Source organism: Serratia proteamaculans, from assembly GCF_004684015.1.
In the GTDB taxonomy this organism is placed as follows: Bacteria; Pseudomonadota; Gammaproteobacteria; order Enterobacterales; family Enterobacteriaceae; genus Serratia; species Serratia proteamaculans_F.
Genome location: NZ_SRIA01000021.1, coordinates 337,386 through 354,316, shown reverse-complemented (window position 1 = coordinate 354,316; position 16,931 = coordinate 337,386). Strand labels below are relative to the sequence as shown.

The 16,931-nt window shown below is 56.8% G+C and carries 12 protein-coding genes and 1 other RNA gene; 7 read left to right on the top strand and 6 right to left on the bottom strand.

Annotated elements, in window-relative coordinates; translation table 11 throughout:
* Complete coding sequence (gltB, locus tag E5C26_RS21810) at positions 1–4,461, bottom strand: glutamate synthase large subunit (protein WP_135318160.1); 4,461 nt, start codon at positions 4,459–4,461, stop codon at positions 1–3.
* Positions 4,462–5,154: 693 nt separating this feature from the next.
* Between gltB and E5C26_RS21805 the strand changes: the two genes are divergently transcribed.
* The 4 genes from E5C26_RS21805 to mtgA all read left to right on the top strand — a co-directional run bounded on the left by E5C26_RS21805 (position 5,155) and on the right by mtgA (position 10,144).
* Entirely contained in the window at positions 5,155–6,093 is a 939-nt protein-coding gene (locus E5C26_RS21805) for a TIGR01212 family radical SAM protein (protein ID WP_135318300.1), read from the top strand.
* A gap of 92 nt (positions 6,094–6,185) precedes the next feature.
* Positions 6,186–8,525: an aerobic respiration two-component sensor histidine kinase ArcB gene (gene arcB, locus E5C26_RS21800; RefSeq protein WP_135318159.1), complete on the top strand. Its 2,340-nt coding sequence runs from the start codon at positions 6,186–6,188 to the stop codon at positions 8,523–8,525.
* A 237-nt stretch (positions 8,526–8,762) separates the two neighbouring features.
* The gene (gene elbB, locus E5C26_RS21795) at positions 8,763–9,416 is read left to right on the top strand and encodes an isoprenoid biosynthesis glyoxalase ElbB (protein WP_135318158.1); all 654 of its coding nucleotides are present in this window, start codon (positions 8,763–8,765) and stop codon (positions 9,414–9,416) included.
* Positions 9,413–10,144 (top strand): monofunctional biosynthetic peptidoglycan transglycosylase, encoded by a 732-nt coding sequence (mtgA, locus tag E5C26_RS21790; protein ID WP_135318157.1) that lies wholly within the window; start codon positions 9,413–9,415, stop codon positions 10,142–10,144. The genes elbB and mtgA overlap by 4 nt, the downstream gene beginning before the upstream one ends.
* Before the next feature lie 43 nt (positions 10,145–10,187).
* On the opposite strand, the gene dolP is transcribed toward mtgA, so the two are convergent.
* The 4 genes from dolP to E5C26_RS21770 are packed head-to-tail and all read right to left on the bottom strand — an operon-like array spanning position 10,188 to position 13,793.
* Positions 10,188–10,763: a division/outer membrane stress-associated lipid-binding lipoprotein gene (dolP, locus tag E5C26_RS21785; protein WP_135318156.1), complete on the bottom strand. Its 576-nt coding sequence runs from the start codon at positions 10,761–10,763 to the stop codon at positions 10,188–10,190.
* Positions 10,764–10,776: 13 nt separating this feature from the next.
* Positions 10,777–11,367 carry a DnaA initiator-associating protein DiaA gene (gene diaA / locus E5C26_RS21780; RefSeq protein ID WP_004948462.1) on the bottom strand — a complete coding sequence of 197 codons (591 nt, stop codon included), beginning with the start codon at positions 11,365–11,367 and terminating at the stop codon, positions 10,777–10,779.
* 51 nt (positions 11,368–11,418) lie between these two features.
* The gene (locus E5C26_RS21775; protein ID WP_206194300.1) at positions 11,419–11,772 is read right to left on the bottom strand and encodes a YraN family protein; all 354 of its coding nucleotides are present in this window, start codon (positions 11,770–11,772) and stop codon (positions 11,419–11,421) included.
* Positions 11,769–13,793 carry a penicillin-binding protein activator gene (locus E5C26_RS21770; RefSeq protein ID WP_135318154.1) on the bottom strand — a complete coding sequence of 675 codons (2,025 nt, stop codon included), beginning with the start codon at positions 13,791–13,793 and terminating at the stop codon, positions 11,769–11,771. Before E5C26_RS21770 ends, E5C26_RS21775 begins: the two co-directional genes overlap by 4 nt.
* Positions 13,794–13,855: 62 nt before the next feature.
* Between E5C26_RS21770 and rsmI the strand changes: the two genes are divergently transcribed.
* Entirely contained in the window at positions 13,856–14,719 is an 864-nt protein-coding gene (rsmI, locus tag E5C26_RS21765) for a 16S rRNA (cytidine(1402)-2'-O)-methyltransferase (RefSeq protein ID WP_012147032.1), read from the top strand.
* 41 nt (positions 14,720–14,760) lie between these two features.
* Positions 14,761–15,139: RNase P RNA component class A (gene rnpB / locus E5C26_RS21760), an RNA gene on the top strand.
* A gap of 58 nt (positions 15,140–15,197) precedes the next feature.
* Here the strand turns inward: rnpB and E5C26_RS21755 are convergent.
* Positions 15,198–15,899, bottom strand: coding sequence for a pirin family protein (locus tag E5C26_RS21755; protein WP_135318153.1), 702 nt, complete (start codon positions 15,897–15,899; stop codon positions 15,198–15,200).
* A 107-nt stretch (positions 15,900–16,006) separates the two neighbouring features.
* Between E5C26_RS21755 and E5C26_RS21750 the strand changes: the two genes are divergently transcribed.
* On the top strand, positions 16,007–16,912 hold the full coding sequence (locus E5C26_RS21750) for a LysR family transcriptional regulator (protein WP_135318152.1): 906 nt from the start codon (positions 16,007–16,009) through the stop codon (positions 16,910–16,912).
* Positions 16,913–16,931: the final 19 nt, after the last annotated feature.

The following is a 16,931-nucleotide window of genomic DNA, read 5'->3' as shown; positions in this document are numbered from 1 at the left end:
TTACTGCGCCTGAACCCGCAACTCGGCGGCGGTTCGACTACGGTGACCCAACAATGCTTTGACATCACTGGACTTCGGCTTGACCAGAGCGAACTTCGGTGCCCATTCCGGCCAGTTGGCCAGGATCTCTTCCGCACGCGAAGAACCGGTCGCCTGGACGTGCTCGGTAATCAAGCCGCGCAGGTGCTCTTCATGGATAGCCAGTTGTTCGACATCCAACACTTCGACCAACTCTGGATTCACACGTTTGCGGAACTCGCCGTCTTCATCCAGAACATAGGCGAAGCCGCCGGTCATGCCCGCACCAAAGTTGATGCCGGTTTTGCCCATGACGCAGACAATACCGCCGGTCATGTATTCACACCCGTTGTCACCGATACCTTCGACGACGGTGATGGCACCAGAGTTACGCACGGCAAAGCGTTCGCCTGCCCGGCCGGCGGCGAATAGCTTACCGCCGGTCGCGCCATACAAACAGGTATTGCCGATGATGCTGGCTTCGTGGCTGCGGAACGCAGAACCAATCGGCGGACGCACCGCGATACGGCCACCGGCCATACCTTTACCGACGTAGTCGTTGGCGTCGCCGGTCAGGGTCAGTTCAACCCCACCCGCATTCCAGACGCCGAAGCTCTGGCCGGCGGTACCGGAGAAGTACGCCTTGATCGGGTCGGCCGCCATGCCCTGATCGCCGTGCACGGTTGCGATAGCCCCGGACAGGGTAGCGCCCACGGAACGGTCGGTATTGCGGATATCGAAGTAGAAAGCCTTGCTCTGTCTGGCTTCGATATGCGGCTGCGCCTGCGCCAGCAGATCTTTGTTCATCAACCCCTGGTCGAACGGCGGGTTGCTGCTCTCGGTGCAGTACAGCGCCTTGCCCGGATGCGGCGTGGCGGTTTTCAGCAACGGCGACAGGTCCAGCTTGTTCTGCTTGGCTGAAATGCCGTCCAGCTCGGTCAGGAACTCGGTGCGACCAATCAGATCCACCAGTTGGCTGACACCCAGTTGCGCCATAATCTCACGGGTTTCACGTGCGATAAACTGGAAGTAGTTGGTCACACGTTCCGGCAGGCCGTGGTAGTGATCGCGGCGCAGTTTTTCATCCTGAGTTGCTACGCCGGTGGCGCAGTTATTCAGGTGACAGATACGCAGATATTTACAGCCCAGCGCCACCATAGGGCCGGTGCCGAAGCCGAAGCTCTCCGCGCCGAGGATCGCCGCTTTGACGATATCCACGCCGGTTTTCAGGCCACCGTCCACCTGCAGGCGGATTTTATGGCGCAGGCCGTTAGCCACCAGCGCCTGCTGGGTTTCCACCAGGCCCAGTTCCCACGGACAACCGGCGTATTTCACCGAAGACAGTGGGCTGGCACCGGTACCTCCGTCGTAGCCGGCAATGGTGATCAGGTCGGCATAGGCTTTCGCCACGCCGGTAGCGATGGTGCCGACGCCCGGTTCGGAAACCAGTTTCACCGAAATCATTGCCTTTGGGTTGACCTGTTTCAGGTCGAAAATCAACTGCGCCAGATCTTCGATCGAATAGATGTCGTGATGCGGCGGTGGCGATATCAGGGTCACGCCCGGTACCGAGTAACGCAGCTTGGCGATATACGGGGTCACCTTGTCGCCCGGCAACTGGCCGCCTTCACCTGGTTTGGCCCCTTGCGCCACTTTAATTTGGATCACATCGGCATTCACCAGGTAGGCCGGCGTCACGCCGAAACGGCCGGAAGCCACCTGCTTGATGCGTGACACCTTGTTGGTGCCGTAACGCGCCGGATCTTCGCCGCCTTCGCCGGAGTTGGAGAAGCCGCCGAGGCTGTTCATGGCGATCGCCAGCGACTCATGCGCTTCCGGGCTCAGGGCACCGATAGACATGGCCGCGGTATCGAAGCGTTTGAACAGCGATTCGGCCGGTTCAACCTGATCGACCGGAATTGGCGTGCCTTTCGGCGTGATGGCCAACAGGTCGCGCAGCATCGCCACCGGGCGTTCATTCACCAACTTGGCGTAGGTTTGGTAGTCGCTGTATTTGCCGCTGTGGACCGCGGTTTGCAGTGTGCTCACCACGTCAGGGTTGTACGCATGGTACTCGCCGTCGTGAACGAACTTCAGCAGGCCACCCTGTTCCAGCGGTTTGCGTTTCAGCCACGCACGCTTGGACAGGTTTTGCAGATCCTGTTGAATATCACTGAAGCTGGCTCCGCCGATACGGCTGACCACGCCCTGGAAGCACAGATCGGACAGATCGCGATGCAGACCGACGGCCTCGAACAGTTTGGCGCAGCGGTAAGAGGCAATCGTCGAGATGCCCATTTTGGACATGATCTTGTACAGGCCTTTGTTGATGCCGTTACGGTAGTTCAGCATCACTTCACGGTATTTCTTGTCGATCGCCTGGGTATCTACCAGTTTGGCCAAGGTTTCGTAGGCCAGGTACGGGTAGACCGCTGTCGCACCGAAGCCCAGCAGCACGGCGAAATGGTGCGGATCGCGGGCACTGGCGGTTTCAACAATGATGTTGGCATCACAACGCAGGCTCTTCTCTACCAGACGGGTCTGGATCGCCCCTACCGCCATCGGCGCAGGTACCGGCAGACGGCTGGTGGAGATAGCGCGGTCGGACAACACCAGCAGCACGGCACCGTCGCGGACTTTGCGTTCCGCTTCGTCGCACAGCGCGCGGATGGTCTGCTCCAAATCCTGCTCCGCCGGATCAAAGGTCAGATCGAGCGTATCGGCGCGATAGTATTCGCCTTCCAGCGTGGTGAGCTGTTTGAAGTCGGAGTACAGCAGGATCGGCGATTTGAAGCTTAAACGGTGCGCCTGGCCTTCGGCCTCGCAGAACACGTTCATTTCACGGCCGATGCTGGTCGCCAGCGACATCACATGCGCTTCACGCAGTGGGTCGATCGGTGGGTTGGTCACCTGGGCGAACTGCTGACGGAAATAGTCATAAATAATGCGCGGACGGCTGGAGAGCACGGCAAACGGGGTATCGTCCCCCATTGAGCCGGTGGCTTCCTGGCCAATTTCGCCCAGCACGCGGATCACCTGATCCAGTTCTTCGCTGCTGTAGCCAAACTGCTTCTGGTAAGTCTCAAGCTGCGAGTCGTCCAGTTCACGGCTGCCAACCTGATCGGCCGGCAGGTCTTCAAATGGCACCAGACGCTTGACGTTCTTTTCCATCCACTCTTTATACGGGTGGCGGCTTTTCAGATCGTTATCGGTCTCGGCGGAGTGCAGGATCCTGCCGCTGCGGGTGTCGATCACCATCAGTTCGCCAGGGCCCACGCGGCCTTTCTCTACCACTTCATCCGGCTGGTAATCCCAGATACCGACTTCCGAGGCACAGGTAATCAGTTTGTCTTTGGTGATGACGTAGCGCGCCGGACGCAGACCGTTACGGTCCAGGTTACAGGCGGCATAGCGGCCGTCGGACATCACGATGCCGGCTGGGCCGTCCCACGGTTCCATGTGCATCGAGTTGAAGTCGAAGAAGGCGCGCAGGTCGGTATCCATATCCGGGTTGTTCTGCCAGGCCGGCGGCACCAGCAGGCGCATGGCACGGATCAGATCCATCCCGCCCGCCAGCAGCAACTCCAGCATGTTATCCAGCGAGCTGGAGTCGGAGCCGGTTTCGTTAACAAAAGGCGCGGCAGTCTGCAAATCCGGGATCAACGGCGTCTGGAACTTATAAGTACGGGCGCGTGCCCACTGACGGTTACCGGTGATGGTGTTGATCTCGCCGTTGTGCGCCAGATAGCGGAACGGCTGCGCCAGCGGCCAGCGCGGCACGGTGTTGGTGGAAAAACGCTGATGGAACAGGCAGATGGCCGATTCCAGACGCAGGTCCGCCAAATCAAGATAGAAACGCGGCAGATCTGCAGGCATGCACAGGCCTTTATAGATCGTCACCAGGTTCGAGAAACTGCAGACATAGAAGCTGTCGTCCTGGACACGCTTCTCGATACGACGACGTGCGATGAACAGGCGGCGTTCCATATCACGCGGACGCCAACCGGCTGGGGCGTTTACGAAGATTTGTTCAATGCGCGGCAAAGAAGAGAGGGCGATTTCACCCAAGACGTCCGGGTTGGTCGGCACTTCACGCCAACCGACCACTGACAGTGTTTCATTCTGCAGCTCTTCTTCAACAATGCGGCGGCTGGCACGGGCTTCCTCTTCGTTCTGGCTGAGGAACATCATGCCAACGGCGTAGTTCTTGGCTAAACGCCAGTTGCGCTCTTCCGCTACCATGCGGAAAAAGCGGTCGGGCTTTTGCAATAACAGGCCGCAACCGTCGCCAGTCTTGCCGTCAGCAAGGATTGCGCCACGGTGCTGCATACGGGCAAGTGCGTGAATAGCAGTACGCACCACCTTATGGCTAGGTTCGCCTTCTATGTGGGCGATCAGGCCGAAACCACAGTTGTCCCGCTCTTGGGATTTATCGTACAACATATCAGTGAACCTCCCCAGGCTCTGCGTGACTCTCACAACCCACTGCGAGCGGCTTCTTAATTTCAGGCAGAAGTCCAATCAGCAAGGTTAATAGCGCCGATCTGCTTTTCCGCCCTCCGTTAATGGCCTCTCGTGACGGTTCTCACAAGTGGTAAATGACTTGTTTTAAGAGGGAGTCTTAAATTACTGCATAAATATGACGAGACGTTTGCCCGTCCAGAAAGCTTCCAGCGGACTTCCAACTTAGCGAGAAAGAATACGCAGGTCAACTATAGGCCTAAGGGGGTTTCTTATGGGATTTTTTACGGTCAATTAATTGATATTTAATATGTTATGTCAGTTTTTGCGCTTGAACAGAAGAGCTGTAACCCCCGGAGAAATGTGAGCTGTCTCACTATAGTGCAACGCCTGAATCTCTGCACCATGCTAGTGCGGGTGGGAATGTCAGAGTTTTATTCTAATAAGTCATTCTTTTTCGTTGTTTGTAACTATTTTTCATCGCTTTGTCATATTGACGTGAACGGTTGCGTGAGAATAAGAAAAATTCATCTCGGCCAGAGTGATTTTATTTGCATTTATAATGAATAGTTATGCCTGGTGGAGCCTTGCGGGGAAAGCGTTGATCTCCGTCATCGCGGGAAAAGCCGTTTCTTATTAGCATCACGGGCTTTGAGCACAGAGACCCACAAGATTATGCAGTTGCCGCAATTAGTCAATATGTTTGGTGGCGATCTCCAGCGCCGCTATGGTGAAAAGATCCATAAACTCACGCTGCACGGTGGTTTCAGTTGCCCGAACCGTGACGGCACCCTGGGGCGTGGTGGCTGTACTTTCTGCAATGTTGCCTCTTTCGCCGATGAACAAATGCAGCAGCAGAGTATTGCCGAACAGTTGGCGTTACAGGCGGTCAGGGTTAACCGCGCCAAGCGCTACCTGGCTTACTTCCAGGCCTATACCAGTACTTATGCAGAAGTGAGCCTGCTGGCGCAGATGTATCGGCAGGCGTTGGCACAGGCCGATATGGTCGGTATCTGCGTCGGCACGCGCCCGGACTGCGTACCGCCCGCTGCGCTCGATCTGTTGGCGGGTTACCGCGATCAGGGCTATGAAGTGTGGCTGGAATTGGGGCTGCAAACGGCACACGATAAAACGCTGAAACGCATCAATCGCGGCCATGATTTCTCCTGTTATCAACACACGGCCAGGCTGGCGCGCGAACGCGGGTTGAAGGTCTGCTGCCACCTGATTGTTGGGCTGCCGGGGGAAACGGCCGCCGACCATCTGGCGACCTTGCAGCAGGTGGTAGACAGCGGTGTGGACGGCATCAAGCTGCATCCGCTGCATATCGTTACCGGCAGCACTCTGGCGCGTGCCTGGCAGGCTGGGCGACTGCCCGAACTGGCACTGGATGAATATGCCGCCAGCGCCGGCGAAATGATCCGCCATACGCCGAAAGAAGTGGTGTATCACCGTATTTCCGCCAGCGCGCGTCGGCCGACGTTGTTGGCACCATTATGGTGCGAAAACCGTTGGAACGGCATGCAGGCGGTAGGTGGCTACCTGCAACGTCAGGGTGGCCAGGGCAGCGCGTTGGAAGAAAAGCAGCAATACCGCCCTGGCGCATTGTTTTGATTTGCAATCTTTCCCACACTTCGGCGTTTGCTTTCTTATCTCACCGGGGTTTTACGGTATGATTTAAAAGATTCTGTCTGAAGGGAGCGGCTATGAAGCAAATCCGGGTGTTAGCCCAGTACTACGTTGATTTAATGGTAAAACTGGGGCTGGTGCGCTTTTCGCTGTTGCTGGCGTCGGCGTTGGTGGTGCTGGCGATGGTGGTACAGATGGCCGTCACCATGCTGCTGCGTGGGGAAGTCGAAAGCATCGACGTGGTGCGCTCCATCTTCTTTGGCCTGCTGATTACGCCGTGGGCGGTCTACTTTCTGTCGGTGGTGGTCGAACAGCTCGAAGAGTCACGCCAGCGCCTGACGCGGCTGGTGGATAAGCTCGAAGAGATGCGCCACCGCGATCTGGAGCTTAACCAACAGCTCAAAGACAACATCAGCCAACTGAATCAGGAAATTGCCGACCGTATCAAGGCGGAAGAAGAGCGTCAGCAGGTGATGGACAAACTGACGGGAGAGATGGAACAGCGTGAACTGGCGCAGATCGAACTGGGTCAGCAGTCGGCGTTGTTGCGTTCCTTTCTCGATGCCTCGCCGGATCTGGTCTATTACCGCAATGAAGACAAAGAGTTCTCTGGTTGTAACCGGGCGATGGAACTGCTGACCGGCAAAAGCGAAAAACAGTTGATCGGTCTGACCCCCTTTGACGTCTACGGCCAGGAAATTGCCGAGAAGGTGATCGAAACCGACGAGAAAGTGTTCCGTCACAACGTCTCATTGACCTACGAACAGTGGCTGGTTTACCCGGACGGGCGCAAGGCCTGTTTTGAGCTGCGCAAGGTGCCGTTTTACGATCGCGTGGGCAAACGCCACGGTCTTATGGGCTTTGGCCGCGATATAACCGAGCGTAAGCGCTACCAGGACGCGCTGGAGAACGCCAGCAGGGACAAGACCACCTTCATCTCAACGATCAGCCACGAGCTGCGTACGCCGCTTAACGGCATCGTCGGCCTGAGCCGCATTCTGCTCGATACCGAATTAAACGACGAACAGCTCAAATACCTCAAAACCATCCATGTCAGCGCCATCACGCTGGGTAATATCTTTAATGACATTATCGAGATGGACAAACTCGAGCGCCGCAAAGTGCAGCTCGACAACCAACCGGTGGACTTTACCGGCTTCCTGGCCGATCTGGAAAACCTCTCCGGCCTGCTGGTACAGCCGAAAGGGCTGCAGTTTGTGATGGAGCCGCAGCCACCGCTGCCGCAACAAATTATCGCCGATGGTACCCGCCTGCGACAGATCCTGTGGAATCTGATCGGCAATGCGGTGAAGTTTACCCCGCAGGGGCAAATCGTGGTGCGTGTGCGGCGCGAAGAGCAGGATCGGCTGGTGTTTGAAGTGGAAGACTCCGGTATGGGGATTCCGCAAGATGAGCAGGACAAGATTTTCGCCATGTATTATCAGGTGAAGGATCAGCACGGCGGCCGTCCGGCGACCGGCACCGGCATTGGGCTGGCGGTTTCCAAACGTCTGGCGCAGAGCATGGGCGGCGATATCACCGTCAGCAGCGTACAGGGGCAGGGTTCTTGTTTCACCTTATCCATCAAGGCACCGGCGGTGCAGGAAGCGGAAAGTGAAATCGCAGTCGAAGAGGAACTGCCATTGCCGGCGTTGCATATTCTGCTGGTGGAAGATATTGAGCTGAACGTGATTGTGGCGCGTTCGGTGCTGGAGAAGCTGGGCAACAGTGTTGACGTGGCGATGAACGGCAAAGATGCGCTGGCGATGTTTGATCCGGACGAGTTCGATCTGGTGTTGCTGGACATTCAACTGCCGGACATGACCGGGTTGGATATCGCCCGGATATTGCGTGAACGCTATGCCGGGCAGGCGCTGCCGCCACTGGTTGCCCTGACCGCCAACGTGCTGAAAGACAAAAAAGAGTACCTCGACGCGGGCATGGACGATGTCCTGAGCAAGCCGCTGTCGGTACCGGCGTTGACCAAGGTGATTAAGCATTATTGGGATCATCAACCCTCTCACACCACAAAGAAAACGGAGCAAAAGACGATGAAGATTAATGAGTCTTTACTGGATACCACCATGCTGGAACAGTACATGGACCTGGTGGGGCCGCAGTTGATTCATCAGAGCCTGGAGATGTTTGAGCAGATGATGCCGGGTTATCTGGCGGTGCTGGATTCCAACATGACGGCGCGCGATCAGAAAGGCATCACGGAAGAAGGGCATAAAATCAAAGGTGCCGCCGGCTCGGTTGGCCTGCGTCATCTGCAACAGATTGCACAGCAAATTCAAACCCCGACACTGCCGGCATGGTGGGATAACGTGCAAGACTGGGTTGATGAGTTGAAACAGGAATGGCGTAACGACGTACAGGTACTGCGTGAGTGGGTAGCGGAAGCTGAAAAAAAATGACCCCGACCTAGGCCGGGGTGCGCGAATATTGCGCCAACACCAGGGAAATTGTGAACCTGCGTATTGGTTTTAATGTTCTGGTCGAGCAGGTTGTAGAGAATTCCTAAACATCATACAGCCAACAACATAGCAAATGTAAGCGCTCTTGTTAGAAGATTCATTAAAATGTGTGATGTAGATTAGTGTTTGTCAACTCAGAGCATTAACCAGTTGACAGCAGCGACAGGAGGAAGGGTGATGAAAAACGTTGGCGTAGTGCTGAGTGGTTGCGGGGTTTATGACGGTACGGAGATCCATGAAGCCGTCCTGACGCTGCTGGCGTTGGACCGGGCGGGGGCGCAGGCGGTGTGCTTTGCCCCTGATAAACCTCAACTTCATGTTATTAATCATTTATCTGGTGATGAAGAGCCGGAGAGTCGCAATGTTTTAGTGGAGTCTGCGCGCATTGCCAGAGGCAACGTCCAGCCGCTTTCGCAGGCTGACGCCAGCCAACTCGATGCCCTGATCGTCCCCGGTGGCTTTGGTGCGGCAAAGAACCTCAGCAGTTTCGCCAGTGAAGGGGCGGAATGCTGGATTGATAAGGATTTGGCCAAGTTAACGCAGCAAATGCATAAGGCAAATAAACCAATCGGTTTTATGTGCATTGCGCCTGCCTTGCTGCCGAAGTTATTGGATCAACAAGTGCGGCTGACCATTGGCAACGAGCCTGACCTTGGTGAAGTGATTGATGCCATGGGCGGTGAGCCGGTGATTTGCCCGGTTGATGACATCGTAGTGGATGCTGAGAACAAAGTGGTGACTACGCCGGCCTATATGCTGGCGAAATCGATCGCTGAGGCGGCCAGCGGAATTGATAAGCTGGTTTCACGGGTGCTGGATTTGACTGAATGAGAAAATCTGCGGGCAAATCGATTTTTTCCCGGCCCTGGTTTTGGCTGAAACGCGGATTAATTACGGTGTTTGGCGCGTGGCTACTGGGGATCGTCGTCTTCGCCTTTCTGCCAGTGCCTTTCTCTGCGGTAATGGTTGAACGGCAGGTTGGCGCCTGGCTGAGTGGCGATTTTGGCTATGTGGCGCATTCCGACTGGGTGTCGATGGACGATATTTCCCCGCAGATGGCGCTGGCGGTGATGGCGGCGGAAGATCAGAAATTCCCTGAGCACTGGGGGTTTGACGTGGCAGCAATTGAAAAGGCGCTTAGCCACAACGAACGGCGGCCAACACGCATCCGTGGTGCCTCTACGCTATCCCAGCAAACGGCGAAGAACCTGTTCCTGTGGGATGGCCGCAGCTGGCTGCGTAAAGGGCTGGAGGCCGGGCTGACATCGGGGATTGAGCTGGTGTGGACCAAGCGACGGATCCTGACGGTTTATCTGAATATCGTGGAGTTCGGCGACGGTGTATTCGGCGTGGAAGAAGCATCACAGCGCTTTTTCAATAAACCGGCCAAACGCCTGACGGCCTCAGAGGCGGCCTTGCTGGCGGCAGTATTGCCCAACCCGCATCGCTTCAAAGCCAATGCGCCTTCCGGCTACGTGGTACAGCGGCAGCAGTGGATCATGCGCCAGATGCGTCAGTTGGGTGGCGAAGGGTTTCTGAAAGAAAATAATCTGGATTGAGTGAGCTGATGCCCTCTCCGGTGGGAGAGGGCATCAGACCATTTTACTTCACATAGGTAAAGGCGGTGGTGACGTGTTTCACGCCGCCGACCTGGCTGGCAGTCTGCGCCGCAGACTGTGCTTCCTGTTGCGTGACCAGACCCAGCAGGAACACTTCACCATTTTCGGTGGTGACTTTCACATTGGATGACTTCACCGCATCGCTGGCGAGCAATTGTGAACGCACCTTGGTGGTGATCCAGGTGTCGGAAGACGCGGTACTCAGACTGACCGGTGTACCCTGGCGGACCTCGTTATACACTTCGGTAGTGCCTTCAACACCCATCGCAATCTGCTTGGCGCGGGCGGCCAGATCGGTACTCGGCGCCTGGCCGGTCAGCAGCACCTTACCCTGATAGGCAGTCGCAACCACCCGGGCATCTTTCTTCAACTGCTGATCTTTACTCAGGGCGTTTTCAACCCGGGCTTCCAGCGTGCCGTCGTCTACCTGAGTCCCGACGCTACGTGGGTCGGTGGCAGTTTTGGTGGCGACGGCGGCGCTGCCAACGACAACGCCTGCAATACAGCCTTGTAACAGCAGGGCGCTGGACAGCACTGCAAATGTGGCTTTCAGCTTCATTTCAGTTCCTTATTCATTCGTCCTGGTGGGGAAACAACGTACTATCTATCAGGTCGCATAGGCAATTTACGGTAAGCATATGCATCTCCTGAATACGTGCACTGCGGTGTGATGGAATGCGGATCTCGACATCCTGCTGGCCGAGCAAGCCGGCCAGTTCACCGCCGTCATAACCGGTCAGTGCGACAATCGTCATGTCGCGTGTCACCGCGGCTTCGACCGCTTTCACAATATCACGGCTGTTGCCGCGGGTGGAAATCGCCAGTAATACGTCGCCGGCATGGCCGAGCGCGCGCACTTGTTTGGCATAAACTTCGTCGTGCAGCCGATCGTTGGTGATCGCCGTCAGCACCACGTTATCGGCATTCAGCGCAATGGCCGGCAGGCTTGGACGCTCGGTTTCAAAGCGGTTGATCATGCTGGCGGCGAAATGCTGCGCGTTGGCTGCCGAGGTGCCGTTGCCACAGCACAGAATTTTATTACCGTTAAGTAAGGATTGAACCAGCGTCATCGCGGCACGCGAGATGGCGTCGGGCAAAGCCTCCGCCGCCGCAATCTGGGTTTGGATGCTTTCGGTAAAACAGGCTTTAATTCTATCCAGCACGTTGTATTAATCCACTAAGTCAAAGGGCCGGTCTGCACCGGTAAACCACGATTAATCCGCATTGAAGGCGTTGGGTATCCATTCTAACTGGTTACCGGTGATGGCCAAAACATCAAAACGGCAAGACGATGTGTCAAAACTGGCTCCGCGTCCCGCCAGCCAAACGGCGGCGGCATGCAGCAACCGCTGCTGCTTGCGATAGGTGACGCTGGCAGCTGCACCACCAAAAGCGTCACTGCGGCGGTAGCGGACTTCAACGAACACCCAGGTTTGACCATCGCGCATGATGAGATCGAGCTCACCGCCGCGCAGCGCCACATTGGCGGCGCAGAAGGTGAGCCCGGCGCGTTCCAGATAGTGACGGGCCTGTAACTCATAGCCCGCCCCTATGGCGCGTTGACTCAAGAGACCGGAACGACCGTGCCCTGACGGTATTGCAGCCAAGGCAGCTTTCTGTTGATCACACAGCCTGGCGCAGCGGTGAGTACGCCAGTGGTGCCAGAGACCTGGAAGCCAGGTAACTGGCGCATTTCAGCAAAGTGGTTGGACAATGTCCAGGCATCCATCCCCATTGCGTACAGACGCACCAGCGAATAATCGTTGCGGAACTGGCTACTTGCCTGCTGCAACAACTGCGGGTTAGCGCCGGCCAACAATGGAATATCGCTAAATTGCAGGCCTTCCATTTCCAGACGGAAGTCCGGGCCGGCACCGGCCTGGTAACTGCGGGAACTGGCGTACATTGCCGGCTTGCTGCGCGAGTTGGTGGCCATGTCGATCATCGGTTTGATCAGCGTCAACTGGGACTGGGTGGCGACGATATAGACCGAGTCTACGCTGCCACCGCTGGCTGCAGGCGTATCGCTCGGTGGTGCCGGAATAGTCAGTCCGGCGATGGTCACGGCCTGCGGCGCCGGTGCAGCGGAGATTGGCGTACCGGACATGCGAATGCCACCGCTGTTAACCATCTGGCGCAGCTCACTGGCGGAACCGATGCCTTGCTGCAGCACGGTTTGGCCACCCAGTTTTTGCCACTCCTGGTTAAAGGCTTTGGCAACGCGATCGCCGAAGGCACCGCGCGGGATCAGCAACAGCGGCTGCCGCTTCTGCTGTTCCCAAATGTGACGGGCTGCATCACGCGCTTCGTCTTCCGGTGAAAGCGCGAAGTAACAGATGTTCGGGTTATCTTTTGGCGTTTCCGGTTGATTGAGCGCCAGCACGTTCAGCGTAGTGGTGCTGCTGGCCAGTTGATCAACATTTTCTTTCAGCAGCGGGCCGACCACCAGGGTCGCGCCATCCTGCTGTGCCTGCGTCAGCAACGCGGCCAGCGGCTGGCTGGAGGTATCATACACCTTAATCTGTGCGTTAGCGGCCTGTGGCGGTGTAATTGGCGCAGTGGAAGGTGCAGAAGGCTGGGCGGCGGTCACCGGGGCTGCATCTGGTGCCGAGGTGCTTACTGCGCCATTGGCGTTTGGATCGGTTGATGCCGGCTGCGCTGCCTGCTCAGGTACGCTGGCGGGTTGCTGTTGCTGAACCGGGGTGGAAGGCGTGACACCATTTTTAGCCGCTTCAAAGCCTTTTTGGATCGCGTCGGCGAACACTTTGGCCTGGCCGTTCAACGGCAGCAGCAGGGCGATTTTCGACGTGGAAGCCTGGGTAAAGTTCAGCACTTGGTTCAACTGGGTCGGTAGCGTTTTTGCCGCCGGGTTCTGCGGATAGCGGTTCTGCCAGTCTTTAATCCCTGCCTTCAGCAGGTCAGGATCCTGTTTGTTGTCCTGATATACCCGCAGCAGATCCAGCCAGCCTTGCAGCACATTTTCATTGGCGTTGATCACCAGGCTGTTCATGTCCTGCGGCGTCAGTTGCAACAGCGACTGCCAGGTTTGATCCAGGTTGCTTTGATGCGCTTTCCCGGTCAGCAGTGGCTCTTGCGCAATGTAAGCACGGATCAGCGGCAGGGAAGGTTTGCCCTGATTGGCAGCGATCTGCGCCTGGTAGAAGCGCACCAACTGGTTGGCTGATAGCGAGCCGCTATCGATATGTCCCAACGTACTGCGAGCGCTGACGTAGCTTTTGTTCGCTACCTGCAGTTCAGCAGTCAGTAACTGGCTTTCCACCTGCTGCACGCTGCTGAGGTTTTTCGGCAGTTGTTTGAGCTGTTCACTGGCCTGCGGCAGTTTCCCTTCACGCAACAAGGCGCGAATAGCAAGTAATTGCCAGTCAGCCTTGTTATCATTGCTGCTTTGCTGCAGCTGCTGCAGATAGTAATCGGAACTGGCGCTCGCTTCGTCCTGTATATTGACAGGCGGCGTCTGTGGGGCCTGACTTGGACAGCCTGCAAGGAAAAGGGCTGCTGCGATAACTGCGGTAAGTCGGACAGGCTTTGAACGCCCTGCTTTGGTACGAACGAATGTTGAGGAAAGCATACTGTATCCAGTGATGTTTTTTTCAAGATGCTCAATATTAAATCGGCAACCCGGATGAAACAATGAATCAACACCAACAATCAGTCATTTCTGCATCAACGCTGTATGTGGTGCCCACCCCAATCGGCAATTTAGGGGATATTACCCACCGTGCGTTAGAGGTACTGAAAAGCGTTGATCTGATTGCGGCGGAAGACACGCGCCATACCGGGTTGCTGCTGCAACACTTTGCGATTAGCGCGCGGTTGTTTGCGCTGCATGACCATAACGAACAACAAAAGGCCGATCAACTGTTGGCGAAACTGCAGGAAGGCCAGAGCATTGCGCTGGTTTCCGACGCGGGTACGCCTTTGATCAACGATCCCGGTTATCACCTGGTGCGCCGTTGCCGCGAAGCCGGCATCCGTGTAGTACCGTTGCCCGGAGCCTGTGCGGCAACTACTGCACTCTGTGCCGCCGGTTTGGCTTCAGACCGCTTCTGCTACGAAGGGTTCCTGCCGGCGAAAACCAAGGGGCGTAAGGATACGCTGATGGCGCTGGCAGAGGAACCGCGTACGTTGATTTTCTACGAATCCACCCATCGCTTGCTGGAAAGTTTGCAGGACATGGTCACCGTCTGGGGGCCGCAACGTTATGTGGTGCTGGCGCGCGAGTTGACCAAAACCTGGGAGTCCATCACCGGCGCGCCGGTTGGCGAACTGCTGGCCTGGGTGCAGGAAGATGAAGTCCGTCGCCGTGGCGAAATGGTGCTGATCGTTGAAGGCCACAAGGCGCAGGAAGACGCATTGCCGCTCGAGGCGCTACGTACCCTGGCGTTGCTGCAAAAAGAACTGCCGCTGAAAAAGGCGGCGGCGCTGGCGGCAGAGATCCACGGCGTGAAGAAAAATGCGTTGTATAAATATGCTTTAGAGCAACAAGAACAGTAAAGCGGTTGACCTGCCGTGAGTGCAACGCTACTATCCGCGCCGGAGTTGACCAGACAGTCGCCGCTTCATTGCCGTCCCTTTCGGGGGAGACAGATGGAGGGGAGGAAAGTCCGGGCTCCATAGGGCAGGGTGCCAGGTAACGCCTGGGAGGCGCAAGCCTACGACTAGTGCAACAGAGAGCAAACCGCCGATGGCCCGCGCAAGCGGGATCAGGTAAGGGTGAAAGGGTGCGGTAAGAGCGCACCGCGCGACTGGCAACAGTTCGTGGCACGGTAAACTCCACCCGGAGCAAGGCCAAATAGGGGTTCACATGGTACGGCCCGTACTGAACCCGGGTAGGCTGCTTGAGCCAGTGAGCGATTGCTGGCCTAGAGGAATGACTGTCCACGACAGAACCCGGCTTACCGGTCAACTCCCTCTATAAAGAAAACCCCGCGTGACGCAAGTTACGCGGGGTTTTTTCCTTTCTGGATGCCTATCACACCGGCAAATCGATCAGCAGTGCACGCAGCGGTGTCTCGGCACGGATAGTCAGTCGGTTTTCTTCGTGGATAAACGCCCCATCGCCGCAGGTCAGGTGTTGGCTGTCGTTGCGCTCGCCATGGGCTTCAATGGTGCCGTGGATCGATTGCAGGTACGCCCGCGGCCCGTTGAGCGCCAGCGTTTGCTGTTCGCCCGGTTGCAAATCCAGATGATGGATCCACGCCTGTTGGCGCAGCTGCAGGCTGCCCTGAGCACCGTCCGGAGAGGCCAGCAGCGTCAGCCCGGCCTCTGGCAACATCAGGCGCTGTACGCGTTCGTTGTTGCGCTCTGGGCAGGCATCCAGCCACAGCTGCAAACGGGTCAGCGGCGTGTCGCTGCTGATATTCTGCTCGCTGTAGCTCAGTCCCGGCTGGGTAGCCAGCAACAAAGCTTCACCGGCCTTGGCGCTGACCGTATTACCGTCGTTGTCGCGGTATTCCGCTTTACCCTGCAGGATTAAATTCAGGATATCCACGCTGGGGTAGGTGCGTGGCTGGAACGACGCACCCGGAGCCAGCACTTCCTGATTTAACACCCGCAGTGAGGCGTAGCCCATCAGCTTGGGATCGAAGTAGTGTCCAAAAGAAAAGGTGTAGCGAGCCTGCAGCCAACCAAAGTCAGCTTGCCCGCATTGTTGTGCTGTTCTGCATGTAATCATGGCAATCGGCTCTCTAAATTCATTATCTAGATGGTAAGCATCTGGACGGCGGATTGTTAGCCAGTTAATCTGGTCGGCATATTCAAATTTCCTGACAGAGAGATTCGATGGCCAGAGATCGGGCGTTAACGCTTGAAGCGTTAAGGGTTATGGATGCGATCGACCGACGTGGCAGCTTCGCTGCGGCAGCCGATGAACTGGGGCGCGTGCCTTCGGCGCTCAGCTATACCATGCAAAAATTGGAAGAAGAATTGGACGTGGTGCTGTTCGACCGTTCAGGCCACAGAACCAAGTTCACCAACGTTGGGCGTATGCTGCTGGAACGTGGGCGGGTGTTGCTGGAAGCCGCAGACAAGCTGACCACCGATGCTGAAGCGCTGGCACGCGGCTGGGAAACCCATCTGACTATCGTCAGTGAGGCGCTATCGCCACCGAGCAAACTGTTTCCGCTGGTCGACAAGCTGGCGCTGAAGGCCAACACTCAGGTATCGATCTTTACCGAGGTGCTGGCCGGTGCCTGGGAACGACTGGAGCAGGGACGCGCCGATATCGTTATCGCTCCGGACATGCATTTTCGTGCGTCGTCCGAAATCAACACCCGTAAGCTGTACAAGGTGATGAGCGTGTATGTAGCCGCCCCGAACCATCCTATCCATCTGGAGCCGGAGCCATTGTCCGAAATGACACGGGTGAAATACCGTGGCATAGCCGTAGCGGATACCGCACGTGAACGTCCGGTGTTGACCGTGCAATTGCTGGATAAACAGCAACGTCTGACGGTTAGCACCATTGAAGACAAGCGCCTGGCTTTGCTGGCCGGTTTGGGCGTGGCGACCATGCCTTACCCGATGGTCGAGAAAGACATCGAAGAAGGGCGTTTACGCGTGGTGGGGCCGGAATACAGCCGCGAGGCCGATATTATTATGGCCTGGCGACGTGACAGCATGGGGGAGGCGAAAGCCTGGTTCCTGCGCGAAATCCCGCGGCTGTTCGCTCAACTGGAACGCCAGTAACATTCCCCCTCGCCATTAA

What these genes read in the sequence shown, in the direction of transcription:
- mtgA (WP_135318157.1), top strand. Translation starts at nt 9,413, where the DNA reads ATGAGAAAATCTGCGGGCAAATCGATTTTTTCCCGGCCCTGGTTTTGG.
- rsmI (WP_012147032.1), top strand. Translation starts at nt 13,856, where the DNA reads ATGAATCAACACCAACAATCAGTCATTTCTGCATCAACGCTGTATGTG.
- dolP (WP_135318156.1), bottom strand. Translation starts at nt 10,763, where the DNA reads ATGAAGCTGAAAGCCACATTTGCAGTGCTGTCCAGCGCCCTGCTGTTA.
- elbB (WP_135318158.1), top strand. Translation starts at nt 8,763, where the DNA reads ATGAAAAACGTTGGCGTAGTGCTGAGTGGTTGCGGGGTTTATGACGGT.
- E5C26_RS21805 (WP_135318300.1), top strand. Translation starts at nt 5,155, where the DNA reads ATGCAGTTGCCGCAATTAGTCAATATGTTTGGTGGCGATCTCCAGCGC.
- gltB (WP_135318160.1), bottom strand. Translation starts at nt 4,461, where the DNA reads ATGTTGTACGATAAATCCCAAGAGCGGGACAACTGTGGTTTCGGCCTG.
- E5C26_RS21770 (WP_135318154.1), bottom strand. Translation starts at nt 13,793, where the DNA reads ATGCTTTCCTCAACATTCGTTCGTACCAAAGCAGGGCGTTCAAAGCCT.
- arcB (WP_135318159.1), top strand. Translation starts at nt 6,186, where the DNA reads ATGAAGCAAATCCGGGTGTTAGCCCAGTACTACGTTGATTTAATGGTA.
- E5C26_RS21750 (WP_135318152.1), top strand. Translation starts at nt 16,007, where the DNA reads ATGGCCAGAGATCGGGCGTTAACGCTTGAAGCGTTAAGGGTTATGGAT.
- E5C26_RS21755 (WP_135318153.1), bottom strand. Translation starts at nt 15,899, where the DNA reads ATGATTACATGCAGAACAGCACAACAATGCGGGCAAGCTGACTTTGGT.